The organism is Mycobacterium sp. E802 (genome assembly GCF_001666875.1).
GTDB lineage: Bacteria > Actinomycetota > Actinomycetes > Mycobacteriales > Mycobacteriaceae > Mycobacterium.
Genome location: NZ_LZJD01000011.1, coordinates 19,796 through 44,022, shown reverse-complemented (window position 1 = coordinate 44,022; position 24,227 = coordinate 19,796). Strand labels below are relative to the sequence as shown.

Below are 24,227 nucleotides of genomic sequence, written 5' to 3'. Positions count from 1 at the left end.
ATCAACGCCTTGGCCAAGCGGTTGACCGCCAGCGCCCAGCAGCACGCTCCGACTCTTCTGCAGATCCCCGGGTGCGCGGAGCTGACCGCGGCCAAGATCCTCGGTGAGGTCGCCGGCATCGGCCGGTTCAAAAGCGAGGCCGCGTTCGGCTGCCACACCGGAGTCGCGCCCATCCCGGCCTGGTCAGGCGCCAGCGCCGGGCAGATGCGGCTAAGCCGGGCTGGTAACCGTCAACTCAACGCCGCCATCCATCGCATCGCGGTGACCCAGATCCGGATGACCGGCAGCGCCGGGCAGATCTACTTCCAGAAACTGCGCGATGCCGGCAAAACCAAAGCCGCGGCCCGTCGCTGCGTCAAACGCCGCATCGCCCGCCGCGTCTACCAAGCCCTACGCCACGACGCAGGACTTCACAACGACCACCAAAACCCAGTCAAGCCGCCACAATCAGCGGCGGCTTGACATAGGAGCTATTGTTCGCGGAGGTTATTCCCCGGACTTCACCTTGGCCATGGCCAGCACGTCGAGGCGCTTGTCCAGTTCGGCCTCGGACAGCTTGTCGCCGATCAGCCCGCGGTCGATCACCGTCTGGCGGATGGTCTTCTTCTCCTTCAACGCCTGCTTGGCGACCTTCGCGGCCTCCTCGTAGCCGATCGCCGAGTTCAGCGGCGTCACGATCGACGGGGAGGACTCGGCCAGGGTGCGCAGGTGCTCCTCGTTGGCCACCAGACCGTCGATGCACTTCTCGGCGAACAACCGAGACACGTTGGCCAGCAGGGTGAACGACTCCAGCACGTTGCGGGCCATCATCGGGATGTACACATTGAGCTCAAAGGCACCGGACAGGCCGCCGACCGTGACGGCAGCGTCGTTGCCGATAACCTGCGCGGCCACCTGGGTAACCGCCTCGGGCAGAACGGGATTGACCTTGCCCGGCATGATCGAGCTGCCCGGCTGCAGGTCAGGCAGCTGGATCTCGCCCAGGCCGGTCAGCGGGCCAGAGCCCATCCAGCGCACGTCGTTGGCGATCTTGGTCAGCGAGGCTGCGATGGTCTTCAGTGCGCCCGAGGCCTCGACCAGCCCGTCGCGGGCCGCCTGCGCCTCGAAAGAGTCGGCGGCAGTACGCAATTCGGCCAGTCCGGTCTGGTTGACCAGCACCTCGACCACCTTCGGGCCGAAGCCGTCGGGGGCGTTGAGGCCGGTGCCCACGGCGGTGCCGCCGATGGCGAGCTCACCCAGCCGCGGCAGGGTCGCGCGAACCCGTTCGATGCCGGCCTCGATCTGACGGGCGTAGCCGCCGAACTCCTGGCCCAGCGTCACCGGCACCGCGTCCATCAGGTGGGTGCGGCCGGACTTCACCACGGTCTTCCACTGCTTGGCCTTGGCGGCCAGCGACTCGTGCAGCACCTCGAGCGCCGGGATCAGATGGCGCACAGCGGCTTCGGTGGCCGCGATGTGGGTGGCCGTCGGGAACGTGTCGTTGGAGCTCTGCGACATGTTCACGTCGTCGTTGGGGTGCACCGTGACGCCGTTGCGGGCGGCGATCGAGGCGATGACCTCGTTGGCGTTCATGTTCGAGCTGGTGCCCGAGCCGGTCTGGAAGACATCGATCGGGAACTGGTCGTCGTGCAGGCCGTCGGCGATCTCACCGGCCGCGGCGATGATGGCGTCGGCCTTGTCGGCAGCCAGCAGGCCCAGGTCCTTGTTGACCTGCGCGCAGGCGGCCTTCAGCAGACCGAGCGCGCGGATCTGGGTGCGCTCCAGGCCGCGGAACGAGATCGGGAAGTTCTCCACGGCCCGCTGGGTCTGGGCCCGCCACAGGGCGTTGACCGGCACCCGGACCTCGCCCATGGTGTCGTGCTCGATGCGGTACTCGACAGCTCCGTCGGTATCGGTGCTCATGTTGGCCTTTCTAGCGATTTACGGGAGCGGGTAGGCGGCGGTCTTGTCGCCGGTGAAGTCGATGGCGGAGTACTCGTTGAGCTTGGCCAGCCGGTGGTAGGCCTCGATCATCCGGACCGTGCCGGACTTGGAGCGCATGACGATCGACTGCGTGGTGCAGCCGCCGGGGTAGTACTGCACGCCCTTGAGCAGGTCACCGTCGGTGACACCGGTGGCGCAGAAGAAGACGTTCTCGCCCGACACCAGGTCTTCTGTGGCCAGCACCTGGTCCAGGTCGTAGCCGGCGTCGATGGCCTTCTGGCGTTCGGCATCGTCGGTCGGGGCCAGCTGGGCTTGGATCGCCCCGCCCATGCAGCGGATCGCCGCCGCGGCGATGATGCCCTCGGGTGTGCCACCGATACCGGCCAGGATGTCGGTGCCCGAGTTCGGCCGGCAGGCCGAGATGGCGCCGGCCACGTCGCCGTCGGTGATCAGCCGGATGCGGGCGCCGGCGGCGCGTACGTCGTCGATCAGCTGCGCGTGCCGCGGCCGGTCCAGGATGCACACCGTCAGATCGCTCACCGAGGCACCGCGGACCTTGGCCACCCGCCGGATGTTCTCGCCGATCGGGGCGGTGATGTCGATCGCGTCGGCCGCTTCCGGTCCGACGGCGATCTTGTTCATGTAGAAGACCGCCGACGGGTCGAACATCGCGCCGCGCTCGGCGACCGCGAGCACCGAGATGGCGTTGGGCATGCCCTTGCTCATCAGGGTTGTCCCGTCGATGGGGTCGACGGCGAAGTCGCAGTCCGGCCCGTCGCCGTTACCGACCTCTTCGCCGTTGAACAGCATCGGGGCTTCGTCTTTCTCGCCCTCGCCGATCACCACGACGCCGCGCATCGTCACCGAGTTGACCAGTTCCCGCATGGCGTCGACGGCGGCCCCGTCACCGCCCTCCTTGTCACCGCGGCCGACCCAGCGGCCTGCGGCCATGGCGCCGGCCTCGGTCACCCGGACGAGCTCGAGGGCAAGGTTGCGATCCGGGGCTTCCCCCCGCGTGGGACTCATGGCCCAGATTGTCCCAGAACGTGGTCAGGGTTTGGGAGCTGGGATACTGACGAGCATGTCCAGCGAGCCGACCTCCCAGCCCACCCCGGTCCCCAAGCCGGAGAAGTCGCGGTTGTTGCAGGACGGCCGGGACATGTTCTGGTCGATGGCGCCGCTAGTGGTGGCCTGCATCGTGCTGGCCGGGATGTTGGGCATGTGCTCGCTGCAGGCGGGTGGTCCGGGGGCCGGGCCGGCCCCGGAGTTCGACGCCCCAGCGGCGCTGCAGGCCGACGCCGATGCGCTGAAGATTCCGATCCGGCTGCCGCAGCTGCCCGAGGGCTGGCAGCCCAACTCCGGCAGCCGCCACGGTATCGACGGTGGTAGGACGCTGCCGGACGGCCGGCATGAGCGGGCGGTGTCCTCGCGCGTCGGCTATCTGGCGCCCAGCGGCAAGTACCTGAGCCTGACCCAGAGCAATGCCGACGAGGCCGCGCTGGTGGCGTCGATCAAATCGGACTCCTACCCGTCGGGCACCCAGGACGTCGACGGCGTGACATGGGTGGTCTACGAGAGCAGCGACCCCGAGCCGGTGTGGACGACGAGGCTGAGCGGCCCGGCACAGGTGGCCATCACCGGGGCGGGTGGTACCGACGAGTTCCGTACGCTGGCGAGCGCGACGCAGAAGCAATCGCCACTGCCGATCCGCAAATAGGGGCGCAAAACAGGGGGTGCGAAGGTGAAGATGTTGGCGAGATTTCTCCCGGGTGTGACGATCTTCTTCACCTTCGCCGATAAGGAGTGAGCGTTGACCTCACCAGTTGCCGATCTCACCGGATGGACCGCCACCCCGTTCACCGCCGCCGGCCAGACCCATGACGTGTACCGCAAGGGTGCCGGTCCCGGGGTGGTGCTGATCCCCGAGATCCCCGGCCTGCATCCCGGCGTCCTGGCGCTGGGTAACCACCTGGTGGACAACGGGTTCACCGTGGCGGCGCCGTCGTTGTTCGGTACGCCCGGCGCGCCTGCTGTGCGGCCCGGAGCCGTCGGGGTCCTGGTGAAAGCCTGTGTGACGCGCGAGTTTTCAGCATTCGCGACCAACGCCGATCGTCCCGTCGCGCATTATCTGCGGGCGTTGGCCCGCGACCTGAACGCCACCACCCCGGGTAAGGGCGTCGGCGTCATCGGGCAGTGCTTCACCGGTGGTTTCGCGCTGGCGGCCGCGGTGGACGACAGTGTGCTGGCCCCGGTGCTCAGCCAACCTTCGGTCCCGGTGGCGCTGACGGCCAAGCAGAAACGCGATCCGGGTATGTCCGAGGCCGAACTCAAGATCATCGAACAACGCGCGGCCAACGACGGCTTGTGCGCGCTGGCGTTGCGGTTCAGCGAGGATCGGATGGCGCCGGGGGAGCGGTTCGCCACGCTCAAGGCCCGTCTCGGCGATGCCTTCGAGGTCATCGAGATCGACTCGAAAAAGGGCAATGCCCACGGCTTCCCGGCCTCAGCGCACTCGGTGCTGACCGATCAGGTACGCGAGGTCGACGGGCATCCGGCCTATGAGGCGCGCAAGCGGGTGGTGGCTTTTCTCACCTCGCGGCTGAGCGCTTAGCGTCATTCTCCCGGTCGCTCTCGCGGCCCAGCCGTTTCTGCACCCAGTTCACGAGCCGTCGCCACGGACTCGGGCCGGCTTGTTCTGGTTCGGTGGTCTCGAGCTCGACGCCCTTGAAGACCGCCAGGTACACGCTGACCGTGGTGACGATGATGATCATCAGCACCGGCCCGATCACCAGGCCGAAGAAGCCGAACATCGCGATCCCGGAGAACACCGCCAGCAGCATCAGCGCGGGATCCAGCCGGGCCGCCTTGGGCACCAGCCAGGGACGCAGCAGGTTGTCGATGTTGGTGACCACCACGAGGTGGAACACCACCACGAAGATGCCGCCGATGACGTTGCCGAAGAACATCATCCCGATTCCGAACGGGATCGTGACGATGCCGCCGCCGAGCGGGATCACCGACAGGGCGGTGAGCAGGATCGCGAAGACGAAAAAGCCGTTGTGGAAACCGGCGATGTAGATCGAGATCGCGCCGGCCACGCCCTGACACAGCGCGATCACGAACTGCCCCTTGACCGTTCCCTTCACCATGGCGCCGGTCTTGGCCAGGTACAGGTCGGTGATCTCTTCGCCGAGGGGATTGAGCCGCCGGATCAGGGTGGCCATCTCGTCGTTCTTGACCAGCATCGAGATGAACACGTACAGGAAGATGATTGACGCGGTGATCGCGCCGACCAGGCCGCCGACCGCGCCCTGCAGGATGCCGAGCAGCCATTCCCCGAGATGTTGGGAAAGCTTGACCACGGTGTCGCGCAACGAATCCGCGGTGAGGTGGATGTCCAGGAACGGCACCCGCGCCAGCAGTGAGTTGACCAGTTCCAGGCCCCGGTCGCCCAGGGTGCTGACGTCCGTCTCGGCGATCCACGTGCTGACCGTGTTGACGATCTGGGTGATCTGCACGATCGCCATGAACACCACCAGGGCGACAGGGATGATCACCATGAGAATGGCGACCAACACCGTCAGCGTGGCCGAAAAACCGGTACCCAGGCGTCGTCGAAATCGTTGGTACAGCGGGGTGAACAGGTACGCGCCGACGGCGGCCATCACGATCAGGACGAAGAAGCTGCGCAGAAAATAGGCGCCCAGTAACACCGCCAGCACCGTGACGACCGCCAGGGCCCGCTTCTGGGTGACGGTGAACTGGTTTTCCATCAGGCCCCTTCCCGCCGTTGGCCTGACCTTATCGTCAGGGCGGCGTGACAGTGGGCATTGAACGTCACTCCAGCGTGACGCTGGGGGCGCGGCGGGCTGCTTGGCCGGCCCGTTGCGAGGCGACGAACTTCATCGACAGGCGCTGCATCAGGCCCGGGGCCAGTCGGGCGAACACCCAGGAGGCATGGGCGCGGCGGGGTTTGACGAGGATGGCCTTGTTGCGGGCGATGGCGCGCAGGGTGTCGGCAGCCAGCCGGTCGGCGTCATAGGCGGTCTTGACGCCTTGGCCTTGAAGGAAGTAGTCGCGCCCGACGAACCCGCCGACCGCACCCTTGTCCAGGATCGGGGTCTCGACGGCGGCCGGGCACACCGCCAGCACGCCGACACCGTGAGCCGCCGCTTCCGAGCGCAGGGCCAAGGACAGGCCGACGACGGCGTGCTTGGTCATCACATAACTGGTGAGCTGGCCCGCGGCCGCCAGGCCGGCCATCGAGGCGGTGTTGATGATGTGCCCGTGGCCCTGCCGGATCATCTGCGGATACGCCGCGGCAACACCGTGGACGACGCCGCGCACATTGACGTCGATGATGGCGTTCCACTGGTCCAGCGTCAGCAGTTCGGTGTCTCCGCCCCAGACGATGCCGGCGTTGTTGAACATGAGGTCGAGCCGTCCGGCCCGCTCGACGACGCTGTCCACCGCATCCTGGACGGCGGCCGCGTCGGTGACGTCGAGCCGGGCCGAGCGTGCGCCGAGTCCTGCGGCGGTGGCCGCGGCAGCGTCGGCGTCGATGTCGGTGCACAACACCTCGGCACCGGCGGCCGTCAGCGCCCGGCACAGGGCCGCCCCGATGCCGGATCCCGCCCCGGTGACGATCGCCTGTTTGCCGGCGAGATTCATCCCTGCGCCAGCTTCATCACATGGCCGAGCACGTCCGGGTAGCGCTTGAGGTGCGCGCCGCCGTTGAGGTCGAGCACCTCACCGGTCAGCCAGGACGCCTGCGGTGAGCAGATGAACACCACCGCGGCGGCGATGTCCTCGGGCACCCCGGTACGGCCCAGGGCGGTGTTCTCGACGTACTCCTCGACCACGCCGGGGATCATGGCCGCGGGGTCGGTCAGTGGGGTTTTCACGAACCCCGGTGCGATCGCGTTGACCCGGATGCCGCGCGGCCCGAGCTCGAGCGCGGCCACCTGGGTGAGCATGGACAACCCGGCCTTGGCCGCGCAGTAGGCGCTCATGCCGGCGGCCGGCTGACGCCCGTTCAGCGACGAGATCGACACCAGCACACCGCCTTCGGGCAGATGGCGCCCGGCGTGCTTGGCGACGACGAACCCGCCGTTGAGGCAGACGTCGATGACGGCACGGAAATCCTCGACCGGCATGTCGGTGATCAGGCCGACGTTGCTGAACCCGGCGCAGTTGAGCACGACGTCGACGGCGTCGATCGAGGCGAAAAGCGCCTCCACCGAGGCCTCGTCGGTGACGTCGACGTAGTGACTGTCATGGCCGGCACCCAGCTGGGCGGCCCGGGCCGCGGCGCCCTCGGCATCACGGTCGGCCACCACGATGCGGCAGCCGTCGGCCGCCAGTGCCTGCGCACTGGCCCACCCGATTCCCGAGGCCCCGCCGATGACGACGGCGACGCGTTGCGTGCTCACGCTTGGCCCTCGGGCGAGCGCTCGTCGGGCGTCCCATCCGGTCGGTGATCGCCCCACTTCTTGTCGATGGCATTCCACACGTCGGCGTAGTGCCCGGGATAGTTCTTGTAGGCGGACTTGGACCGCAGGAACGCGCGGATCAGCGGGGCGGCCAGGCCGATCGGGAACCGCTTCCAGCCGGCTTTCGCCTTGGTGTCGGCCAGCAGCTGCGGCCAGCTGTGATGCTGAAAGCCGAGCACTTCCTGCGCCCGGCTGCTGTCCATCCAGTCGGTGGCGAACCAGGCCGCGTCGTCGTCGGGGTTGCCGGGCCGGCCGGGCGGCAGTCCACCCTTGATGCCCATGGCGGCCGCCGCTTGCGAACCGACCGCGGATTGCGTGTGGCGGTGCGTCTCGGAATCGCCGCCGATCAGGAGCACCTCGTGGTTGGCGATGTCGGTTCCGACGGTGGTGGCCGCGACGAACGCGGCCGCGACATCGCGCACGTCGACGGTCTGCAGCCGGCCGTCGGCGGGCAGCACGCTCTCGAACGAGATGAGGTCGACGTCCATGTCGAGGCTGAACTCGGAGCTCATCACCCCGCCGAGGCGCAGGATCAGCCAGTCCAGCGTGCTGGCCCGCACCAGTGCTTCGGCCTCGACCTTGTGCGCGCCGTAGATGTCGGAGGGGTTGACCGGGGTGTCCGGGGTCAGGACGTCGTCGATGTGGTGCGGATTGCGGGCCCCGTAGACGGCGATGCTGGAGGCCTGGATGAACCGCGGCGGGGTCGGTTGGGCCTCGGCGGCGCGCACCAGTGAGGCGGTTGCCTCGACGTTGACCTTGCGGGCCAGCCCCCGGCGCAGGTAGCAGAACGGCGGGATGATGGCGGCGAGGTGGATGACGGCGGCCGGGGCGACTGCCGCCATCAGCTGATCGACCGTCCCGGAATCGGTCAGATCGGCCCAGCGCACCTGGACCGAGGCCGGCAGTGCGGCTGCCGCCTTCCGGTTGGCCGGGACGTCGAGGTCGGTCGCGACCACGCTGCGCCCACCGGCGGCCAGAGCCTTCACCACGGCAGAGCCCACCAAACCGAAAGCTCCGGTGACCAGAACTGCGTCGGACATAGACCTCCTCGATAGAACGTGTTGCAACCCTAGCGAACGACAGTGTGGTGTGTGTCACCGTGATCCGGCCCGATTTCGAGGGCTCTAAATGGGCTGTTAGCCCGTCGATGCTCAGCAACCGGTCCATGACCGTGGTGCTGGGGCGGCGCATGCCGAGGCGAATGTTGCTGCCGTTGCCTCAAAAGCAGTCGCCAATGGCACCGTCCGAAGGTATGTGTGACTGGGAACACATCGCGGGTTGGCCTGTGATCCATTTGCCGGAATGGTCGTCGTCGCTCAATTTGGAAATTTGCCCGAGACCTATGCAAGGTGTGGCTGTAGGTATCGATGAAAGTGAGCCAATCGCAGGCGTTTGTGATGTACTCGGTTGCACGCGTCAGCAATTGGGGAGGTGTGTGATGTCCGAAGATGTCGTGGCAGGGGTTAACGACAGCGACTCCGGTGAAATTGCCGGAGAGGTTGCTGTCGGTTCCTCGGTGGTCGTTTATCCCGGAACTGACGACGAGCTGCACGGTGAGGTCGTCGAAGATTTTGCCGACTTGGCCGGCACCGCGGTCGAGGTCGCTGGGGAACGAATTGTCGGACCGGCGCGGCGTTGGGCGGTAAACCTCGACGACGGCGGCCTGGTGTTCGTCGACGACGACAGCATCGCGCTCGCGACGCAAGACGCCTGATCTCGCGGTAGTTCACCGCACTCTCAGCGGAAGCTGACGTAACCGCCGCACCAGCAGGCTGGGCTGCCATTCGGCGACCCCGGCCGGGCGCACGGTGTGGCCGCCTGCAAGTAGCGACGACACCACGATGCGCGCTTCGAGCCGCGCCAGCGCGGCGCCCAGGCAGAAGTGGGCGCCCTTGCCGAAAGCCATGTGGCGCTTGACGTTCGGACGATCCATCCGGAATTCTTGGGGCTCCTCGAACACGGCTGCATCGCGGTTGGCTGCTCCCCACAACAGCAGCAGATGTGAGTCTTTGGGCACCGCGACGCCGGCCAGCTCGGTATCGCTCACCACGTGCCGGTAATGGCCCCGAAAAGGGGATTCGAACCGCAACACCTTCTCCAGAAACGGCGGAATCAACGCCGGGTCGCTCCGCAGCCGCTCGGCGACTTCAGGTCGACGGCTCAGGATCCAGACCGCACTGCCGATCAGCGAGGCCGTCGACTCCCCACCCGCACCGACCAGCTGGACAAGCATCATCACCGCGGTTTCGGGCGACAAACGCTCAGCCGCACAGTGTGCCGCCAGATCGCCCAGCAGGTTGTCGCCCGGGTTTGCCAGCGCTTCACCGAACCGCTCGGTCAGGTACCCACCGACTTCCATGGCGGCGATCCCTGACGCGGTCAGTTGGTCCGTGTCGACGAGACCGTCGAGCAGCTGGGTGGTGGCATACGCCCACGTCACCAACCGGTCCACATCTTTGGCGGGCACTCCGAGCAAGCGGGCGACCACCAGCATCGGCAGCCGGTCGGCCACCACTTCCATCCAGTCGAACTCCGAACCCGCCGCGGCCAGCAGCTCGTCGGCGGTCTCGGCGATGAAGCGCTCCAGCTCGACCAGGCGTTTGGCAGCCATCCGGGGCAACACCGTCTTGCGATGGGCTGCATGTATCGGTTCGTCGGCGGTGGCCAGCACGTGGATCGGATCGCCCAGCTCGCCCATGCCGAACGCGGCGACGGTGCCGTCGGGCTGCGACCACATCGTCGCGGTCAGATTCGACGAAAATTCCTGCGTGCGCGCGGTGGCCTCGGCGACAGCGTCGTACGAACTCACCACGAAGAACGGTGAGTCGCCAACCCGCGCCACCGGAGCGTCGGTACGCAACCGGTCATACAGCGGGTAGGGATCCTGGAGGCAGGCCGGCTCGAACAGTTCGTGTGCCAGAAGCATTCGCCCAGGTTGATCCGGTGTCTGCGGGGAGTCAACGGGCCGGGTGCAGGTTGATAACCCGCACGCGGCAGGTGGTCGAACCGGTGTCTCAGTGACGCGCAGTGACCTGCGGACCGGGTGAGACCATCAGCTAATTTCGTCTCAGGATGCGATAAATTGGCACCATGTCTCCAGGGCGAACGGACTGGCTGGTCGGCGGAGATCGACGAGCCGAGGCCGCCGAGCGCATCTATGCCGCGGCCGCCGAGATGGTCGCACGGGACGGTCTCGACGCCCTCGACATCGATGCCCTGGCCGCGCGCGTGCATTGCTCACGGGCGACGGTGTACCGGCATGCGGGTGGCAAAGCTCAGATCCGCGATGCCGTGCTGGCCCGGCTGGCCGCCACGATCGTCGGGGAGATCCGTGGTCGGGTCGACGGCCTGACCGGGGCGCAGCGTGTGCTCACCGCCGTCACCGTGGCGCTGCAACTCATCCGGGCCGACCCGATGTTCGGCCTGCTGCTGAGCTCACTGCGCAGCGGCGGTGGCATGGCGGCCGACTTGGCCCGATCGTCGGTGCCGGCCACGTTCGCCACCGAGCTCAGTGGACTCGGTGAAGACGATCCGGTGGCCGCGGCCTGGATCGTGCGCCTGGTGCTGTCCCTGTTGGTATGGCCAGGTGCCGACGAGGCCGCCGAGCAGGAGATGCTGCGCCGCTTCGTCGCCCCGGCGTTCTAGACAGTACTCAGCTGCGGCGCACGCATCGAAAACCGATGTGGCTCATACCCGTATCGACCGCCTGCGGTCGCCGTGCCGCCGGCCGGTACCGCATGCAGTAACTGTCGGCGCACAGGTACGACCCGCCCTTGATCACCCGTCGACCGACCTGAAACTGCGGCTGGTTCGGGTCATACGTCTCCGCGGCACAGCAGGGCGTGGTGGCGCGGTCCGCGCCGTACCAATCGACGGTCCATTCCCAGACATTGCCGGCCATGTCGAACAGGCCGTAGCCATTGGGCTCGAAACTGCCCACCGGTTTCGTTGTGCCATAGTCGGTTTCGGGCAGATACGGGAACTCGCCGTGCCAATAGTTCGCGAGGCGTTGTCCAGGTCGCTCGGGATCGTCACCCCAGGTGTAGGACGCACCGGTGAGGCCACCGCGGGCGGCGATCTCCCACTCGTCCTCGGTCGGCAGTTCCAGGCCGGCCCAGTCCGCATAAGCCTGAGCATCCGCGAAAGCGATGTGCACGACCGGATGGTCGTCGCGCCCTTTGAGCGACGACCGTGGCCCGCGTGGGTGATTCCAGCAGGCACCCGGGGTCCAGGCCCACCACAGGTTGATGTGCCGCAGGTCGACGGGCCCGGCAGTGCGCCGGAACACCATCGAGCCGGGCACCAGGTTTTCCGGCGGGGCGCCGGGAAAGTCGTCAGGATTCACCGGACGTTCCGCGACCGTGACATAGCCGGTGGCGTTCACGAATTCGGCGTACTCGGCGTTGGTGACCTGGTGGGGCTGAATCCAGAACCCCCGCGTGGCGACTTCGCGGGCCGGCGCCTCCTCGGGGTAATGCGAGTCAGATCCGAGGATCGTCGTCTGTGCCGGAATCCAGACCAGGCCGGTGTCTGTCATAGATCGACTCTGCAATGAGGGCGTGGGCTACTCGCACTTTTGCGCCCTGGACGCAGGATCGATTTCGGCACGTCACCCAAAGACCGTCGTCCAATCGTCGCGCATACTCGTCACCGTCCAGCCCCGGTCGGCGGCGAGCGCCAGCGCCTTCTCGGCCCCTGCGGTGTAATCGAATTCGCGGTCGGCGTCGTCGTGACGTACCAGCAGGCTCAGCGACGGGCCCGGACCTGCGCTGGTGTACTCGAGCATTTCGATGTCACCGTTCGAATTGCCCGCCGCGAAGATGGGCCGTCGGCCGATGCGTCCCCAGATGCGCACCGGCTTGACCGGCCCGTCATCCATGAATTCCGGGGTGGCGGTGGTCTTGAGGTGGCCGTCGACAAAATCGAGCCCCACCGAACTGCCGATCACCCGCTCCGGCGGTATGCCGTACATCTGCCTGGTCACCGGGCGCATGAAATCGCGACCACCGCCGGAGGCGATGTAGTTGGTGAATCCGTTGTCTTCCAGATAACGCAGCAGGTCGACCATGGGCGCGTAGCCACAAGCCGTGTACGGCCGGTTCAGCGTCGGGTGCGCGGTCGCCGCGAAGAATGCCTTGACCCGCTCGGCGTGATCTTCCACCGGCAACCCGGCATAGGCCGAAAGTATCCCGGCAGCAAGGACTTTCAGGCCAGAGTCGTCACCGTTGTAGTGCTTGGTGACGGCATCGCCGAACCAGGTGAGGTCGCCGGCCGCCGCGGCCCGGTATGGTTGACGCGCCGCGAGTTCGGCATCTGCGGCGGCCTGTTCGGCCAATCGGCGCACCAGGAAATCGAGCTGGATGTAGGCCGGTTTCTCCACCCACAGCGTGCCGTCGTTGTCGAAGACCGCGACCCGATCCTCAGAGGCGACGTCGCGGGCCGCGCGCTCGACGAAGTCGACGACAGCCGACTTCGTCGGCCCGTCTTTCCAGGAGTCCAGCACCTAGTCAGCCGCCAGGAACGCGTGCAGCTTCTCCACCGCGTGGTTGATCGTGAATGAGGCCGCTTCCTGACGAGGCGGGAATTCCCGGAACGTGTCGAGGAATTGCGTGACGATCGAACTGCCGTAGAAGGCGATGTAGTCGTGATCGAGCCACCAGTCGAAGTAGGTGTTCGACGTGATGTCGGCCTGCTCGTACGGGTCGGTGCGCAGGTTGAAGATCTTGGGCGCGCGCAGCGGCGTGAACGGCTCCATCCAGATCTGCAGACGGCCCTGGCAGCGCTGCTCCTGGAACACCACTTTCCAGTTGTGGAACCGGAATCCGAGCACATCGCAATCGTCGGAGAAGTAGATGAACCCCTTGCGCGGGCTCTCCTCGGCCTCGCCGGTCAGATAGGGCAGGAGGTTGAACGCGTCGAGGTGAACCTTGAACTCTTTGTCGCCTATCTTGTGCCCGGCCTTGAGCTTTTCGACGATGTCCGGCTCACCCGCGGCGGCCAAGAAGGTCGGGAACCAGTCGTGGTGCTGGATGATCTCGTTGGAGATGCTGCCCGCTTTGATCTTTCCGGGCCAGCGGATCAGTTCGGGAATCCGGAATGCGCCCTCCCAGTTCGTGTTCTTCTCGCTGCGGAACGGGGTGGTGGCCCCGTCCGGCCAGGTGTTGGCGTGCGGTCCGTTGTCGGTGGAGTAGATGACGATGGTGTCCTCGGCGATGCCGAGCTCGTCGAGCAGGTCGAGCAACTTACCTACGTGCCGGTCGTGGTCGATCATCGTGTCGTGGTAGGGCGATTGCCAAACGCCTGCCTGCCCAATCGATTCCGGCTTGGCATGGGTGCGCAGATGCATGTGGGTGGTGTTCATCCACACGAAGAACGGGGTGTCGGCGGTGGCCTGCCGCCGAATGAAATCCACACAGGCGTCGGTCGTTTCGTCGTCGATGGTCTCCATCCGCTTCTTGGTCAGCGGGCCGGTGTCCTCGATCCGCTGCTTGCCGATCGGCCCGTACTTGAGGTCGTCGGGTTCGGTCGAGACCTCATCGGTGGCCCATGAGCGGATGACGCCACGCGGTCGCTGCATCTCGGCCAGCACCGGGAAGTCTTCCCTCTTGGGATAGTCCGGCAGCTCCGGCTCCTCCTCCACATTCAGGTGGTAGAGGTTGCCGAAGAATTCATCGAACCCGTGGGCCGTCGGCAGGTACTTGTTCAGGTCACCGAGGTGATTCTTGCCGAACTGCCCGGTGGCGTACCCGAGCGGTTTGAGGCATTCGGCGATCGTCGGGTCCTCGGCCTGCAATCCGACGTCGGCGCCCGGGAAGCCGACCTTGCTCAGGCCGGTGCGGTAGACGCTTTGGCCGGTGATGAACGACGCCCGCCCGGCCGTGCAGCTCTGCTCGCCGTAGGAATCGGTGAACAGCATGCCTTCCTTGGCGATGCGGTCGATGTTGGGTGTTTGATAGCCCATCAGCCCCATGCTGTAGCAGGACAGATTGCTGATCCCGATGTCGTCGCCCCAGATCACCAGGATGTTGGGTTTCCCGTTCGGCATTCGCAATGCCTCGCTTTCGTATCGAATTTGAACGCTGGCCATCGGACGCTGACTCGACGGTATTCGCGTGAGGCCGGGTTGACGACGAACTCTCGGGTCTCTCAGGGAAAACTAAGTCTGAACGGTCAGTCCTTGGCCAGGAACTTCTCCAGTTTTTCCACGGCCTGGTCGATGGTGAAGCTGGCCGGCGCGTGCCGCGGCGGGAATTCCTTGAAGGTGTCGAGGAATTTCGTGGCCATGGCAATCGAATAGAACACGAAGTAGTCGTGGTGCAGGAACCAGTCGTAGTACGTGTTCGAGGTGAGATCGGCGTATTCGAACGGGTCGGTGCGCAGATTGAACAGCTTGGGCACTCGAAGATGAGTGAAGGGTTCGGCCCAGATGCGCAGGGTGCCCTGGCAACGTTGTTCGGCGAACACGACTTTCCAGTTCTCGAACCGCAGGGCCACCAGGTCGCCGTCGTCGGAGAAATAGAAGAAGCCCCGCCGGGGACTGGTCTCGACCTCACCCGTCAGATAGGGCAGTAGGTTGAACCCGTCGATGTGCACCTTGTACTCGGTCTGACCGTCGGCACCGGCCTTGTGACCATTCTTGAGTTTCTCTGCGATGTTCGGTTCGCCCGCCGCGGCCAGCAGCGTCGGCAACCAGTCATGGTGCTGGATGATCTCGTTGGAGATGCTGCCCGCCTTGATCTTTCCGGGCCACCGGATCATCTCGGGCACCCGGAACGCGCCCTCCCAGTTGGTGTCCTTCTCACTGCGGAACGGGGTGGTGCCGCCGTCCGGCCAGGTGTTGCGGTGCGGCCCGTTGTCGGTGGAGTAGATGACGATGGTGTCCTCGGCGATACCGAGTTCGTCGAGCACGTCGAGCACGGTGCCGACATTGCGGTCGTGGTCGATCATCGTGTCGTGGTAGGGCGACTGCCACAGCCCGGCCTGTCCACGACTTTCCGGCTTGGTGTGGGTGTAGAGGTGCATGTGGGTGAAGTTGCACCACACGAAGAACGGGTTGCCCGCCTCGTGCTGCCGCTTGATGTAGTCGACGGTGCGGTCGGCGATGTCCTCGTCGATCGTTTCCATCCGCTTCTTGTTCAGCGGACCGGTGTCGGCGATCGTCTGCTTGCCGATGGGCCCGAATTTCGGGTCGTCGGGCTCCGTCGAGACCTCGGTGGTGGCCTTGCAGTCGAGCACGCCTCGCGGCTTGGCCAGCTGGTGCAGCACCGGGAACTGGTCGGCATGCGGGTAGTCGAACTGTTCGGGTTCTTCTTCGGCGTTGAGGTGATACAAGTTGCCGTAGAACTCGTCGAACCCGTGCACGGTCGGCAGGTATTTGTTCAGATCGCCGAAGTGGTTTTTGCCGAACTGCCCCGTCGCATATCCGAGCGGCTTGAGCAGTTCGGCGATGGTGGGGTCTTCGGCCGCCCAGCCGATGGGAAAGCCGGGTGCGCCGACTTTACTCATGCCGGTGCGGTAGACGCTTTGTCCGCTGATGAAAGCCGCCCGGCCCGCGGTGCAGCTTTGCTCGCCGTAGGAGTCGGTGAACCGCATGCCTTCGTTGGCGATACGGTCGATGTTGGGTGTGCGGTAGCCCATCAAGCCGTCGCTGTAGCAGGACAAGTTGGTGATCCCGATGTCGTCGCCCCAGATGACCAGGATGTTCGGTTTACCGTCAGGCATGTCGTCCTCCCGTGAGCGGAAAATCTTGAGCGCCTTGAACTTTATGCGTACTCGGACGCCGTCATCGGAAAACGCCACTCGGGCGCGACGGAAATCGCGTGATGGTATGACCGGAACATGAGCCAGGCCAGGGGATCGGAAGCCGTCCGCAGCTTGCATCCGGGGTACTTCGCGCTCGTCATGGGCACCGGCATCGTGTCGATCGCAGCGCAGTATCACCGCACGTACGCACTGTCGGTGGTGCTGTTGTGGCTGGCGGCGATCTCCTACGTGGTGCTGGTGGTGTTGGTGACGGCACGGATCATCGCGTTCCGTCGCGAGTTCGTCGCCGACCTGACCGACCCGCGGCGCGGTTTCGCGATGTTCACGTTCGTCGCTGCCACGAACGTGCTGGGTACCCGGCTCGCCACCGACGGCCACTACGGCGTGGCGCTGGGGCTGCTGGCGATCGGCTGGGTGGCCTGGATGGTCCTGGGCTACGTGGTGCCGTGGACAGCGGTGCTGGGCCGCGCCGCGCGGCCGGTCTTGCAGAGCGCCAACGGCACCTGGTTCATCTGGGTGGTCGCGAGCCAGTCGGTGGCCGTGCTGGCCGCTGCGCTACAGCCCCAGATCGCCCAGGGCCGCAGCGAACTCGCGCTGCTTGCGGTGTTCTCCTGGTCCGTCGGGATCTTCCTGTACGGAGCCGCCGGCATGTTCGTCGCGCTGCGGATGCTGATGTATCCACTGCGGCCCGACGACCTCACCCCGCCCTACTGGGTCGCCATGGGCGCCACGGCGATCACCGTCGTTGCCGGCGCCCGGATCGTCGAAATGGCCGACGCGCCCATGGTCGCCGCCACCCGCGGGCTCATCGCCGGCACCTCGGTGTTCTTCTGGGCGTTCGGCACCTGGCTGATCCCGCCGCTGATCGCCGCCGGCATCTGGCGCCATCTCGTGCACCGGATCCCGCTGCGGTACGACGCGACGATGTGGAGCGTGGTGTTCCCACTCGGCATGTACGGCGTCGGCGGGCACTATCTCGGGCAGGCCGACCAGCTGCCGATCGTGGAGAACATCGGCTACGTGGAAGGGTGGGTGGCGCTGGTGGTGTGGGCCGTGACTTTCGTGGCCATGCTGCGCCACCTTTTCCTCACCCTGCTACCTGGTGTCGCGGACAGATCCGGCGCACTCTTGAAGGTGGAGGGAGATTGAGATGTACGACAAGGATCTGACCAACAAATGGCTCATCGAGATCGAGTTCTCCGAGGACGAGATCCACACCCACGCATCGGCTCGGGCGCAGTTGCGCGACGACACGATGTCGGCCACCGGCGATGCCTACCGCAACCCGAAAGACGCGGGCGCGCCCATGATCGGCGAGGAGATCGCGGCGGCCCGCGCGCTCATCTCCTTGGGAAGCGACCTACTGCATGCCGCGTCGGCGCGCATCGAACAGTCCACGCACCATCCGGTGCACCTGTACCGCTGATCAGGCGGTGACCGGCTGCTTGGTTGCGGACTCCATCTGGTGGAACAGGTCGGTGTAGTACGGCATGCATTCGGCCATGGCCTGCTCGGTGGTGAACAACGGCTCGTACCCGAGGTCGCGGCGGGCCTTGGCGATCGAGAAGTAGTTGTTGAGGTAAAGCCGTTCCACCGCAAGGGGTTCGATCAGCGGCTCGGGGATGCCGAACTTGAAGTGCAGCCACTGCCACACCATCATCGCCTTGTGCACCAGGCGTCCTGACACCCGGAACGTGGGCAGTGGCCGGCCGCAGGCGGCGAGGACGGGGCGGGCGAACTCGAACATGTTGATCGGTTCGCCGTCGTTGATGAAGTAGGCCTGACCGGGTGCGGTGCCGCCGGGCACCAGGTGCTGGGCGGCCAGGATGAATCCGTGGATCAGGTTGTGCACGTAGGAGTTGTCCAGCTTGATGTTCTTGTTGCCGACCAGCACCTTGACGTGTCCGGCGAGCACGTTCTCGAACACCTTGCGGAACATGGTCTGATCGCCACGGCCCCAGATGCCGCTGGGCCGGATCGCGCACGTGAGCATGCCGTGCTCACCGTTGGCGGCGAGCACGAACTTCTCGGCGACCACCTTGGTCTCGGTGTAGAGGTCGTTGAACCGGTCGGTGTAGGGCATGGTCTCGTCACCGTTGACGATGTCCTGACCGCCCATCACCACACTGTTGGACGCGGTGTAGACGAAGCGTTTGACCCCCGCCTCCTGTGCGGCGTGCACCAGGTTCTTGGTGCCCTCCACGTTCACGGCGAAGCTGCGCTGCCGGTACTCCTCGGTGACCGACGCGCCACCCATCAGGTCGATGATGGCCGCGGTGTGGATGATCGTGTCGACGTCCTTGACGGCGGCGGCCACCGTTTGTTTGTCGCAGATGTCGCCCTCGACGACCTCGAGGCCGGCGTGTTCGCCCAGCGGGGACGGCGCGCGGTCGAAGGACCGCACCGCGTATCCGCGATCCAGCAGTTCGGTCACCAGGTTCGCGCCGACGAAGCCGGAGCCGCCGGTGACGAGGACACGGCCGAGTTCGGTGGTCAGTTTCGGATCACCCATGCCGCACAGGGTAACTGAAACATGTTCCAGTTTCGAGCGGAAATATCGGATCTGATTGCTGGATCAATCTTCTCCGGACTCGCGCTCGGCCAGCGCCTGCTCGACCCGCTGACGCGCCCCAGCTAAGTGTTCCTCGCAGCGTTTCGCCAGCTTTTCACCTCGCTCCCACAGATTGAGCGAAGCATCAAGGCCGAGACCGCCCTGTTCGAGTTGCTGAACGACGGCGATCAACTCGTCGCGGGCTTCTTCGTAGCCCAGTTCACTAATAGGCTTCATGCTCGTACCTTCTACTCGCTACCGTCGCTCACAGCGGTGACCACCCCGTCGGACACCCGCACGCGCAGCCGCGTCCCCTCTGGTGCGTCGTCCACCGAACGCAGGACCACCGGCTCACCGTCCGTCGGCTTCGTCTGCACCACCGCGTATCCGCGGGCCAGCGTCGCTGCCGGGCCGAGCGCAGTCAGGCGCGCCGACAGATGTCCGATCGTGTCCGCCTGAGCATTGATCAACCGGGTGATGTCGCGCTCGGCGGTGGCGCGGCACCGGTGAACCTCCTCGGCCCGCGCGGTGAGCGCGGCCAGCGGCTGAGCCAGCACCGGCCGGCTGCGCAACTGATCCAGGTGATGCTGTTCGCGGTGCACCCAGTTGCGCAGCGCGCGGGCGCTGCGCCGGTGCAGATCGGTGATCAGCGCCTGTTCGGCGGCCGCGTCGGGCACGATCCGTTTGGCCGCGTCGGTCGGGGTGGCCGCCCGCACGTCGGCGACCAGGTCGGACAGGGGAGTGTCGGGTTCGTGGCCGATCGCGCTGACCACCGGCGTGCGGCAGGCCACGATGGCCCGGCACAGGGTCTCGTCGGAGAACGGCAAAAGATCCTCGACGCTGCCGCCGCCGCGGGCCAGCACGATGACGTCGACCGTGGGATCGGCATCCAGTGCCGCCAGCGCCGCCACGATCTGCGGAACGGCGTTGGGGCCCTGCACGATGGTGTTGCGGATCGCGAAACGCACTGCCGGCCAACGGGTGGTGGCCACGGTGGTCACGTCGCGCTCGGCTGCCGACGCCCGACCGGTGATCAGACCAATGGTGCTGGGCAAGAACGGAATCGGCCGTTTGAGCCGAGGGTCGAACAGCCCTTCGGCTTCCAGTAGCCGACGCAGCCGCTCGATGCGGGCCAGCAGCTCACCGATACCGACAGCGCGAATCTCGTTGACCCGCAACGAGAACGTGCCGCGGCCGGTGTAGAAGTTGGGCTTGCCGCAGATGACCACCTGCGTGCCCTCGGACAACTTCACCGGGGCGTTGCGCACCAGATCGCGCGGGCACGTCAGGGTCAGCGACATGTCGGCCGCCGGGTCGCGCAGCACCATGAACACGGTCTTGGAGTCCGGGCGGACCTTCAGTTCGGTCAACTGCCCCTCGACCCAGACGGTGCCCAGGCGGTCGATCCATTTGGCGACCCGGGTCGCCACGGCGCGAACCGGCCAGGGGTTTTCCGGTGACTGACCCGGTTCGGTCACTTCGCGGTCGCGCGGGTGATCCTGTTGGCGAGCAGGGTGACGAACGGTGCGCGGGCCCGGCCGGCCTCTTCGTAGGCCAGCAGCGCTTCGAGGTCGGCCACCCGCAGCGACGCCAGCCTGGCGCGCAGCTGCGCCAGCGTCAGCCCGTCATAGCCGAGTTCCTCGGCGATGCCCGGTGCCCCGGCCGCGGAACCGGCCTTGGTGGCCGTGGCTTTGCCGTTCGTCGCCGCCGTCTCCGGCTCGCCGGTGCTGTACAGCGCGAACCGGCCCTCGGTGCGTCGTTCTCCGTCGGTGTCGGGCGCATCGTCCGCCGCGTCACTGTCGGAAGCGGGCTCGAGATCTTCGTCGAAGGTGGCCCACTCGGGCTGTTCGTCCTTGGGCGGAAACAGCTGCTCGAGCGTTTCGTCGCCCTTGATCACCAGTTCGGCCAGGTTTTGCTGGACGTGCATGACGATGTTGGCGGCCTGGCTGGCCACGGTCATGGGGTAGGTCAGGATGGTGTGGGGTAACTTGCGAGCTTCTTCCAAGGTGGTGACCGCCGCCCCCACCAGCAGCCGGACCCCATACGGTGCAGTTCCCATAGTCGATAGCCTACGGCTGGCTCGGCGTGGCGGTGTCCCCGTACCCTGGTGACATGCCGTCGACAATCAACATGGGTATCCCTGGTGCCACCAGCTCGGTGCGATCAGGCGGCGGTTCGCAAGCCCTGGGCAAACGAGTTCTGCTGGCCGAGCCGCGCGGATACTGCGCCGGCGTCGACCGCGCGGTGGAGACCGTGGAGCGCGCGCTGGAGAAGCACGGTGCCCCGGTCTACGTGCGGCACGAGATCGTCCACAACCGGCACGTCGTGGAGACGTTGGCCAAGGCCGGCGCCGTCTTCGTCGACGAAACAGACGAAGTGCCCGAGGGGGCCATCGTGGTGTTCTCGGCGCACGGCGTCGCACCGACCGTGCACGAGACGGCCGCTGCCCGCGACCTCCAGGTCATCGACGCCACCTGCCCGCTGGTCACCAAGGTGCACAACGAGGCCAAGCGATTCGCCCGTGACGACTACGACATCCTGCTCATCGGTCACGAAGGCCATGAGGAGGTGATCGGCACCGCCGGTGAGGCCCCCGATCACGTGCAGGTGGTCGACAATCCGGACGCGGTGGACAAGGTCACGGTGCGCGACCCGAACAAGGTGATCTGGCTGTCGCAGACCACGCTGAGTGTCGACGAGACCATGGAGACCGTGCGTCGGCTGCGCGAGAAGTTCCCGACGCTGCAGGATCCGCCGAGCGACGACATCTGCTACGCCACGCAGAACCGTCAGGTCGCGGTGAAGGCCATGGCGCCGGAGTGTGAGCTCGTGATCGTGGTCGGTTCGCGTAACTCGTCCAACTCGGTCCGGCTGGTCGAGGTGGCTCTCGGTGCCGGATCGCGCGATGCGCACCTGGTCGACTACGCCGAGGACATCGACCCGGCCTGGCTGGAAGGCGTCACCACCGTGGGCGTCACCTCAGGGGCCTCGGTGCCCGAGGTGTTGGTGCGCGGTGTGCTGGAGCGGCTCGCCGACTACGGCTACGGAACCGTGCAGCCGGTGACCACCGCCAACGAGACCCTGGTGTTCGCCCTGCCGCGGGAGATCCGCCCGCCGCGGGCCTGAGGGCCGTTCAGTCGTCGTACTCCCAGGAGTGACGTCCCCTGGGCGCCTGGCGCCGGGTGGCTGAACGAGACCGCGTGCGATGTTCCACCCGATGATCTTCGTCATCGGTGCCGCGGTAGCGCACCCGTGACACCGGGTGGTGCGTCGAGCGGCCAGAGCGGGTCGGCGGGTCGAAAGAATCCTCGAACGGTTGGTAGTCGTCGAATCGGCGGCGACGCCGCTGTGGCCGTTCATGGGCCTCGAACGTGCCCGCTTCACGACGCTCGGGTGGCGGTTGCCTGCGTGGTTCCCGCGGCTCGGTCCGTGCCCGTCGGCGCGGCTCGCCGACCCCGGGCTCGGCCGGACGCGGAGGCCTGGGGCGTCGCGGGCGCTCGGGGATCGCCCCGTCGAACTCGCTGCCGAGGTCGGTGTCACCGGCGCGGCTGGGACGGGGTCGCGGCGGCGCGGTGCGCTTGGTGGGCCTGCGTTCGCCCCGGGGTCGCCCGGCAGCTGCCCCGGCTTCGGATGCGACGCCGGCGCCGGCCGGACGCCGCCGTGGGGGCCGTTCCGACGGACGCCGCCGCGGCGGGGCATCGGTGGCCGGGTCCTGATCGGTCGCCCTGGCCCGACGAGTCGACGCCGTCGCGGGTTTGCGGAGCACCAGCCCGGAAAGTTTCTCTGTGACAGAAGCCACAATTGCTGCGACGGGCGTGGCTTTGGCCGTTCCGGCTGCTTTGGCGGTGTGCGTCGCGTCGGTCGGCTCGGCCGCGTCGGTCCCGCGGCGCGCTGTCAGGCCGACGTACCACCGGCCCAGGCCGATCAGCAGCACCGCCGCCGAAAGGAACAGCATCAGCGGAAAGCGTTCGATCAGTGGGTATCCGCAGTTGATCGCCAGGTCTTTCACGCCGTCGAGCTGGCCCCCGTGGAACAGGAAATAGGACCCCGGGACGGCGACGAAAAGGATCAGCGGAGGCTGGATCACCGCGGTGAACAGGCCGGCCTGTTGAACCGCCAGAACAGCCAAAAGGCAACCGAGCGAGTAGCACACCGCGAACACCGCGCTGAGTTCCCGGGCACCGGAACCGGCGTCGAAAGCAAAGCCGATCGCAGTAGCCGTGACGGCCAACAAGACAGCACCCCACCACGGCACACCGGCGAAACGCGGGTGTACAGAGCGATGATCAGCCGGCACGGCCGACTGTGCGCGCTGTCCTGACACACGTAGACCGTACCGGCTATGTCTGGCCGCGTGCTGCCAGCTCGCGCTGGCGCGCCTGTCACACCGGCCTAGACTGTGTTCCCTGTGAGCCTGAACCTGGGAATCGTCGGTTTGCCGAACGTCGGAAAGTCGACTCTGTTCAATGCCCTGACACGTAACGACGTGTTGGCGGCCAACTACCCGTTTGCGACCATCGAGCCCAACGAGGGCGTGGTGCCGCTGCCCGATCCCCGGCTCGACAAGCTCGCCGAGATCTTCGGCTCGGAGAAGATCGTGCCGGCGCCGGTGACGTTCGTCGACATTGCCGGCATCGTCAAAGGCGCGTCCGAGGGCGCCGGTCTCGGTAACAAGTTCCTGGCCAACATCCGCGAGTGCGATGCCATCTGTCAGGTGGTCCGGGCGTTCGCCGATGACGACGTGGTCCACGTGGACGGCCGGGTGGACCCGCGCTCGGACATCGAGGTGATCGAGACCGAGCTGATCCTCGCGGACATGCAGACGCTGGAGAAGGCGGTGCCGCGACTGGAGAAGGAAGCCCGCAACAACAAGGACCGCAAGCCGGTGCTGGAAGCGGCGGTTGCGGCCCAGGCGGTACTCGATGGCGGAAAGACTCTGTTCTCTGCGGCCTCTGCGGCCCAGGACTGGTCGATCCTGCGTGAGCTGAATCTGATGACCACCAAGCCGTTCCTGTATGTGTTCAACGCCGACGAATCGATCTTGACCGACCCGGCCAAGCAGGCGGAGTTGCGGGAGCTGGTGGCCCCGGCCGACGCGGTGTTCCTCGACGCCAAGATCGAATCGGAGCTGATCGAGCTCGACGACGAGTCGGCCACCGAGCTGCTGGAGTCGATCGGGCAGACCGAGCGTGGTCTGGACGCGCTGGCCCGCGCCGGCTTCCACACCTTGAAGCTGCAGACCTACCTGACCGCCGGGCCCAAGGAAGCCCGGGCCTGGACCATCCACCAGGGCGACACCGCACCCAAGGCGGCCGGGGTGATCCACACCGACTTCGAAAAGGGCTTCATCAAGGCCGAGATCGTGTCCTTCGACGATCTCGTGGAGGCCGGGTCGATGGCCGCGGCCAAGGCTGCAGGCAAGGTCCGCATGGAAGGCAAGGACTACGTGATGGCCGACGGGGATGTCGTCGAGTTCAGGTTCAACGTCTAATTCCGAT

Annotated in this window: 25 protein-coding genes; 9 read left to right on the top strand and 16 right to left on the bottom strand. The window is 66.4% G+C overall.

The features are described 5' to 3' along the window. Nucleotides 1-462: transposase (locus A5699_RS01910; RefSeq protein ID WP_157561039.1), on the top strand; the 462-nt coding region annotated here is incomplete at its 5' end. A gap of 24 nt (nt 463-486) precedes the next feature. On the opposite strand, the gene A5699_RS01905 is transcribed toward A5699_RS01910, so the two are convergent. Further along, the gene (locus tag A5699_RS01905; RefSeq protein ID WP_067764522.1) at nt 487-1,902 is read right to left on the bottom strand and encodes a class II fumarate hydratase; all 1,416 of its coding nucleotides are present in this window, start codon (nt 1,900-1,902) and stop codon (nt 487-489) included. An 18-nt stretch (nt 1,903-1,920) separates the two neighbouring features. After that, complete coding sequence (gene glpX, locus A5699_RS01900) at nt 1,921-2,949, bottom strand: class II fructose-bisphosphatase (protein ID WP_067764519.1); 1,029 nt, start codon at nt 2,947-2,949, stop codon at nt 1,921-1,923. A gap of 55 nt (nt 2,950-3,004) precedes the next feature. Between glpX and A5699_RS01895 the strand changes: the two genes are divergently transcribed. Next, entirely contained in the window at nt 3,005-3,640 is a 636-nt protein-coding gene (locus A5699_RS01895; RefSeq protein ID WP_067764516.1) for a DUF4245 domain-containing protein, read from the top strand. A 93-nt stretch (nt 3,641-3,733) separates the two neighbouring features. Further along, on the top strand, nt 3,734-4,534 hold the full coding sequence (locus tag A5699_RS01890) for a dienelactone hydrolase family protein (RefSeq protein WP_067764513.1): 801 nt from the start codon (nt 3,734-3,736) through the stop codon (nt 4,532-4,534). On the opposite strand, the gene A5699_RS01885 is transcribed toward A5699_RS01890, so the two are convergent. The 4 genes from A5699_RS01885 to A5699_RS01870 form a co-directional block, all read right to left on the bottom strand. Then, entirely contained in the window at nt 4,512-5,696 is a 1,185-nt protein-coding gene (locus A5699_RS01885; RefSeq protein WP_067764511.1) for an AI-2E family transporter, read from the bottom strand. The two genes, A5699_RS01890 and A5699_RS01885, sit on opposite strands and share 23 nt — an antisense overlap. Before the next feature lie 64 nt (nt 5,697-5,760). After that, a complete protein-coding gene (locus tag A5699_RS01880; RefSeq protein ID WP_067764509.1) occupies nt 5,761-6,594 on the bottom strand; it encodes an SDR family oxidoreductase in 834 nt (277 codons plus the stop codon). Next, nucleotides 6,591-7,355: an SDR family NAD(P)-dependent oxidoreductase gene (locus A5699_RS01875; protein ID WP_067764507.1), complete on the bottom strand. Its 765-nt coding sequence runs from the start codon at nt 7,353-7,355 to the stop codon at nt 6,591-6,593. Before A5699_RS01875 ends, A5699_RS01880 begins: the two co-directional genes overlap by 4 nt. Further along, nucleotides 7,352-8,455 carry an NAD(P)-dependent oxidoreductase gene (locus A5699_RS01870; RefSeq protein ID WP_067764504.1) on the bottom strand — a complete coding sequence of 368 codons (1,104 nt, stop codon included), beginning with the start codon at nt 8,453-8,455 and terminating at the stop codon, nt 7,352-7,354. Before A5699_RS01870 ends, A5699_RS01875 begins: the two co-directional genes overlap by 4 nt. A gap of 125 nt (nt 8,456-8,580) precedes the next feature. On the opposite strand from A5699_RS01870, the gene A5699_RS29770 reads away from it, so the two are divergent. Continuing rightward, on the top strand, nt 8,581-9,129 hold the full coding sequence (locus tag A5699_RS29770) for a hypothetical protein (protein ID WP_231965536.1): 549 nt from the start codon (nt 8,581-8,583) through the stop codon (nt 9,127-9,129). Between the two features lie 12 nt (nt 9,130-9,141). Here A5699_RS29770 and A5699_RS01860 read toward each other — a convergent pair whose 3' ends face one another. Beyond that, nucleotides 9,142-10,341, bottom strand: coding sequence for a cytochrome P450 (locus A5699_RS01860; RefSeq protein WP_067764500.1), 1,200 nt, complete (start codon nt 10,339-10,341; stop codon nt 9,142-9,144). 164 nt (nt 10,342-10,505) lie between these two features. Here A5699_RS01860 and A5699_RS01855 point away from each other — a divergent pair, with 164 nt between their 5' ends. Beyond that, a complete protein-coding gene (locus A5699_RS01855; RefSeq protein WP_067764497.1) occupies nt 10,506-11,060 on the top strand; it encodes a TetR/AcrR family transcriptional regulator in 555 nt (184 codons plus the stop codon). A 7-nt stretch (nt 11,061-11,067) separates the two neighbouring features. Here the strand turns inward: A5699_RS01855 and A5699_RS01850 are convergent, their stop codons facing one another. The 4 genes from A5699_RS01850 to A5699_RS01835 all read right to left on the bottom strand — a co-directional run bounded on the left by A5699_RS01850 (nt 11,068) and on the right by A5699_RS01835 (nt 16,136). After that, entirely contained in the window at nt 11,068-11,952 is an 885-nt protein-coding gene (locus A5699_RS01850) for a formylglycine-generating enzyme family protein (protein ID WP_067764494.1), read from the bottom strand. 72 nt (nt 11,953-12,024) lie between these two features. Then, nucleotides 12,025-12,918, bottom strand: coding sequence for an HAD family phosphatase (locus A5699_RS01845; RefSeq protein WP_067764491.1), 894 nt, complete (start codon nt 12,916-12,918; stop codon nt 12,025-12,027). Continuing rightward, a complete protein-coding gene (locus tag A5699_RS01840) occupies nt 12,919-14,460 on the bottom strand; it encodes an arylsulfatase (protein WP_067764488.1) in 1,542 nt (513 codons plus the stop codon). It abuts the gene before it with no gap. Nucleotides 14,461-14,585: 125 nt separating this feature from the next. Beyond that, nucleotides 14,586-16,136: an arylsulfatase gene (locus A5699_RS01835; RefSeq protein WP_067764545.1), complete on the bottom strand. Its 1,551-nt coding sequence runs from the start codon at nt 16,134-16,136 to the stop codon at nt 14,586-14,588. A gap of 117 nt (nt 16,137-16,253) precedes the next feature. On the opposite strand from A5699_RS01835, the gene A5699_RS01830 reads away from it, so the two are divergent. Together A5699_RS01830 and A5699_RS01825 are read left to right on the top strand one after the other, a co-directional pair. After that, the gene (locus A5699_RS01830; RefSeq protein WP_067764485.1) at nt 16,254-17,327 is read left to right on the top strand and encodes a tellurite resistance/C4-dicarboxylate transporter family protein; all 1,074 of its coding nucleotides are present in this window, start codon (nt 16,254-16,256) and stop codon (nt 17,325-17,327) included. A 1-nt stretch (nt 17,328) separates the two neighbouring features. After that, on the top strand, nt 17,329-17,604 hold the full coding sequence (locus tag A5699_RS01825; protein WP_067764482.1) for a DUF1876 domain-containing protein: 276 nt from the start codon (nt 17,329-17,331) through the stop codon (nt 17,602-17,604). On the opposite strand, the gene A5699_RS01820 is transcribed toward A5699_RS01825, so the two are convergent. From A5699_RS01820 to A5699_RS01805, 4 genes are all read right to left on the bottom strand, one after another. Next, a complete protein-coding gene (locus tag A5699_RS01820; protein WP_067764478.1) occupies nt 17,605-18,690 on the bottom strand; it encodes an NAD-dependent epimerase/dehydratase family protein in 1,086 nt (361 codons plus the stop codon). A gap of 63 nt (nt 18,691-18,753) precedes the next feature. Beyond that, nucleotides 18,754-18,966, bottom strand: a complete 213-nt coding sequence (locus A5699_RS01815; protein WP_067764475.1) for an exodeoxyribonuclease VII small subunit — start codon at nt 18,964-18,966, stop codon at nt 18,754-18,756. An 11-nt stretch (nt 18,967-18,977) separates the two neighbouring features. Then, the gene (gene xseA / locus A5699_RS01810; protein ID WP_067764472.1) at nt 18,978-20,207 is read right to left on the bottom strand and encodes an exodeoxyribonuclease VII large subunit; all 1,230 of its coding nucleotides are present in this window, start codon (nt 20,205-20,207) and stop codon (nt 18,978-18,980) included. After that, a complete protein-coding gene (locus A5699_RS01805) occupies nt 20,204-20,788 on the bottom strand; it encodes a lipid droplet-associated protein (protein ID WP_067764469.1) in 585 nt (194 codons plus the stop codon). Before A5699_RS01805 ends, xseA begins: the two co-directional genes overlap by 4 nt. 53 nt (nt 20,789-20,841) lie before the next feature. On the opposite strand from A5699_RS01805, the gene A5699_RS01800 reads away from it, so the two are divergent. Then, nucleotides 20,842-21,855 carry a 4-hydroxy-3-methylbut-2-enyl diphosphate reductase gene (locus A5699_RS01800; protein ID WP_067764542.1) on the top strand — a complete coding sequence of 338 codons (1,014 nt, stop codon included), beginning with the start codon at nt 20,842-20,844 and terminating at the stop codon, nt 21,853-21,855. A gap of 7 nt (nt 21,856-21,862) precedes the next feature. Here A5699_RS01800 and A5699_RS01795 read toward each other — a convergent pair whose 3' ends face one another. After that, entirely contained in the window at nt 21,863-23,053 is a 1,191-nt protein-coding gene (locus tag A5699_RS01795; RefSeq protein WP_067764466.1) for a DUF6542 domain-containing protein, read from the bottom strand. A gap of 84 nt (nt 23,054-23,137) precedes the next feature. Here A5699_RS01795 and ychF point away from each other — a divergent pair, with 84 nt between their 5' ends. Next, complete coding sequence (ychF, locus tag A5699_RS01790) at nt 23,138-24,220, top strand: redox-regulated ATPase YchF (RefSeq protein WP_067764463.1); 1,083 nt, start codon at nt 23,138-23,140, stop codon at nt 24,218-24,220. The last annotated feature ends 7 nt before the right edge of the window (nt 24,221-24,227 follow it).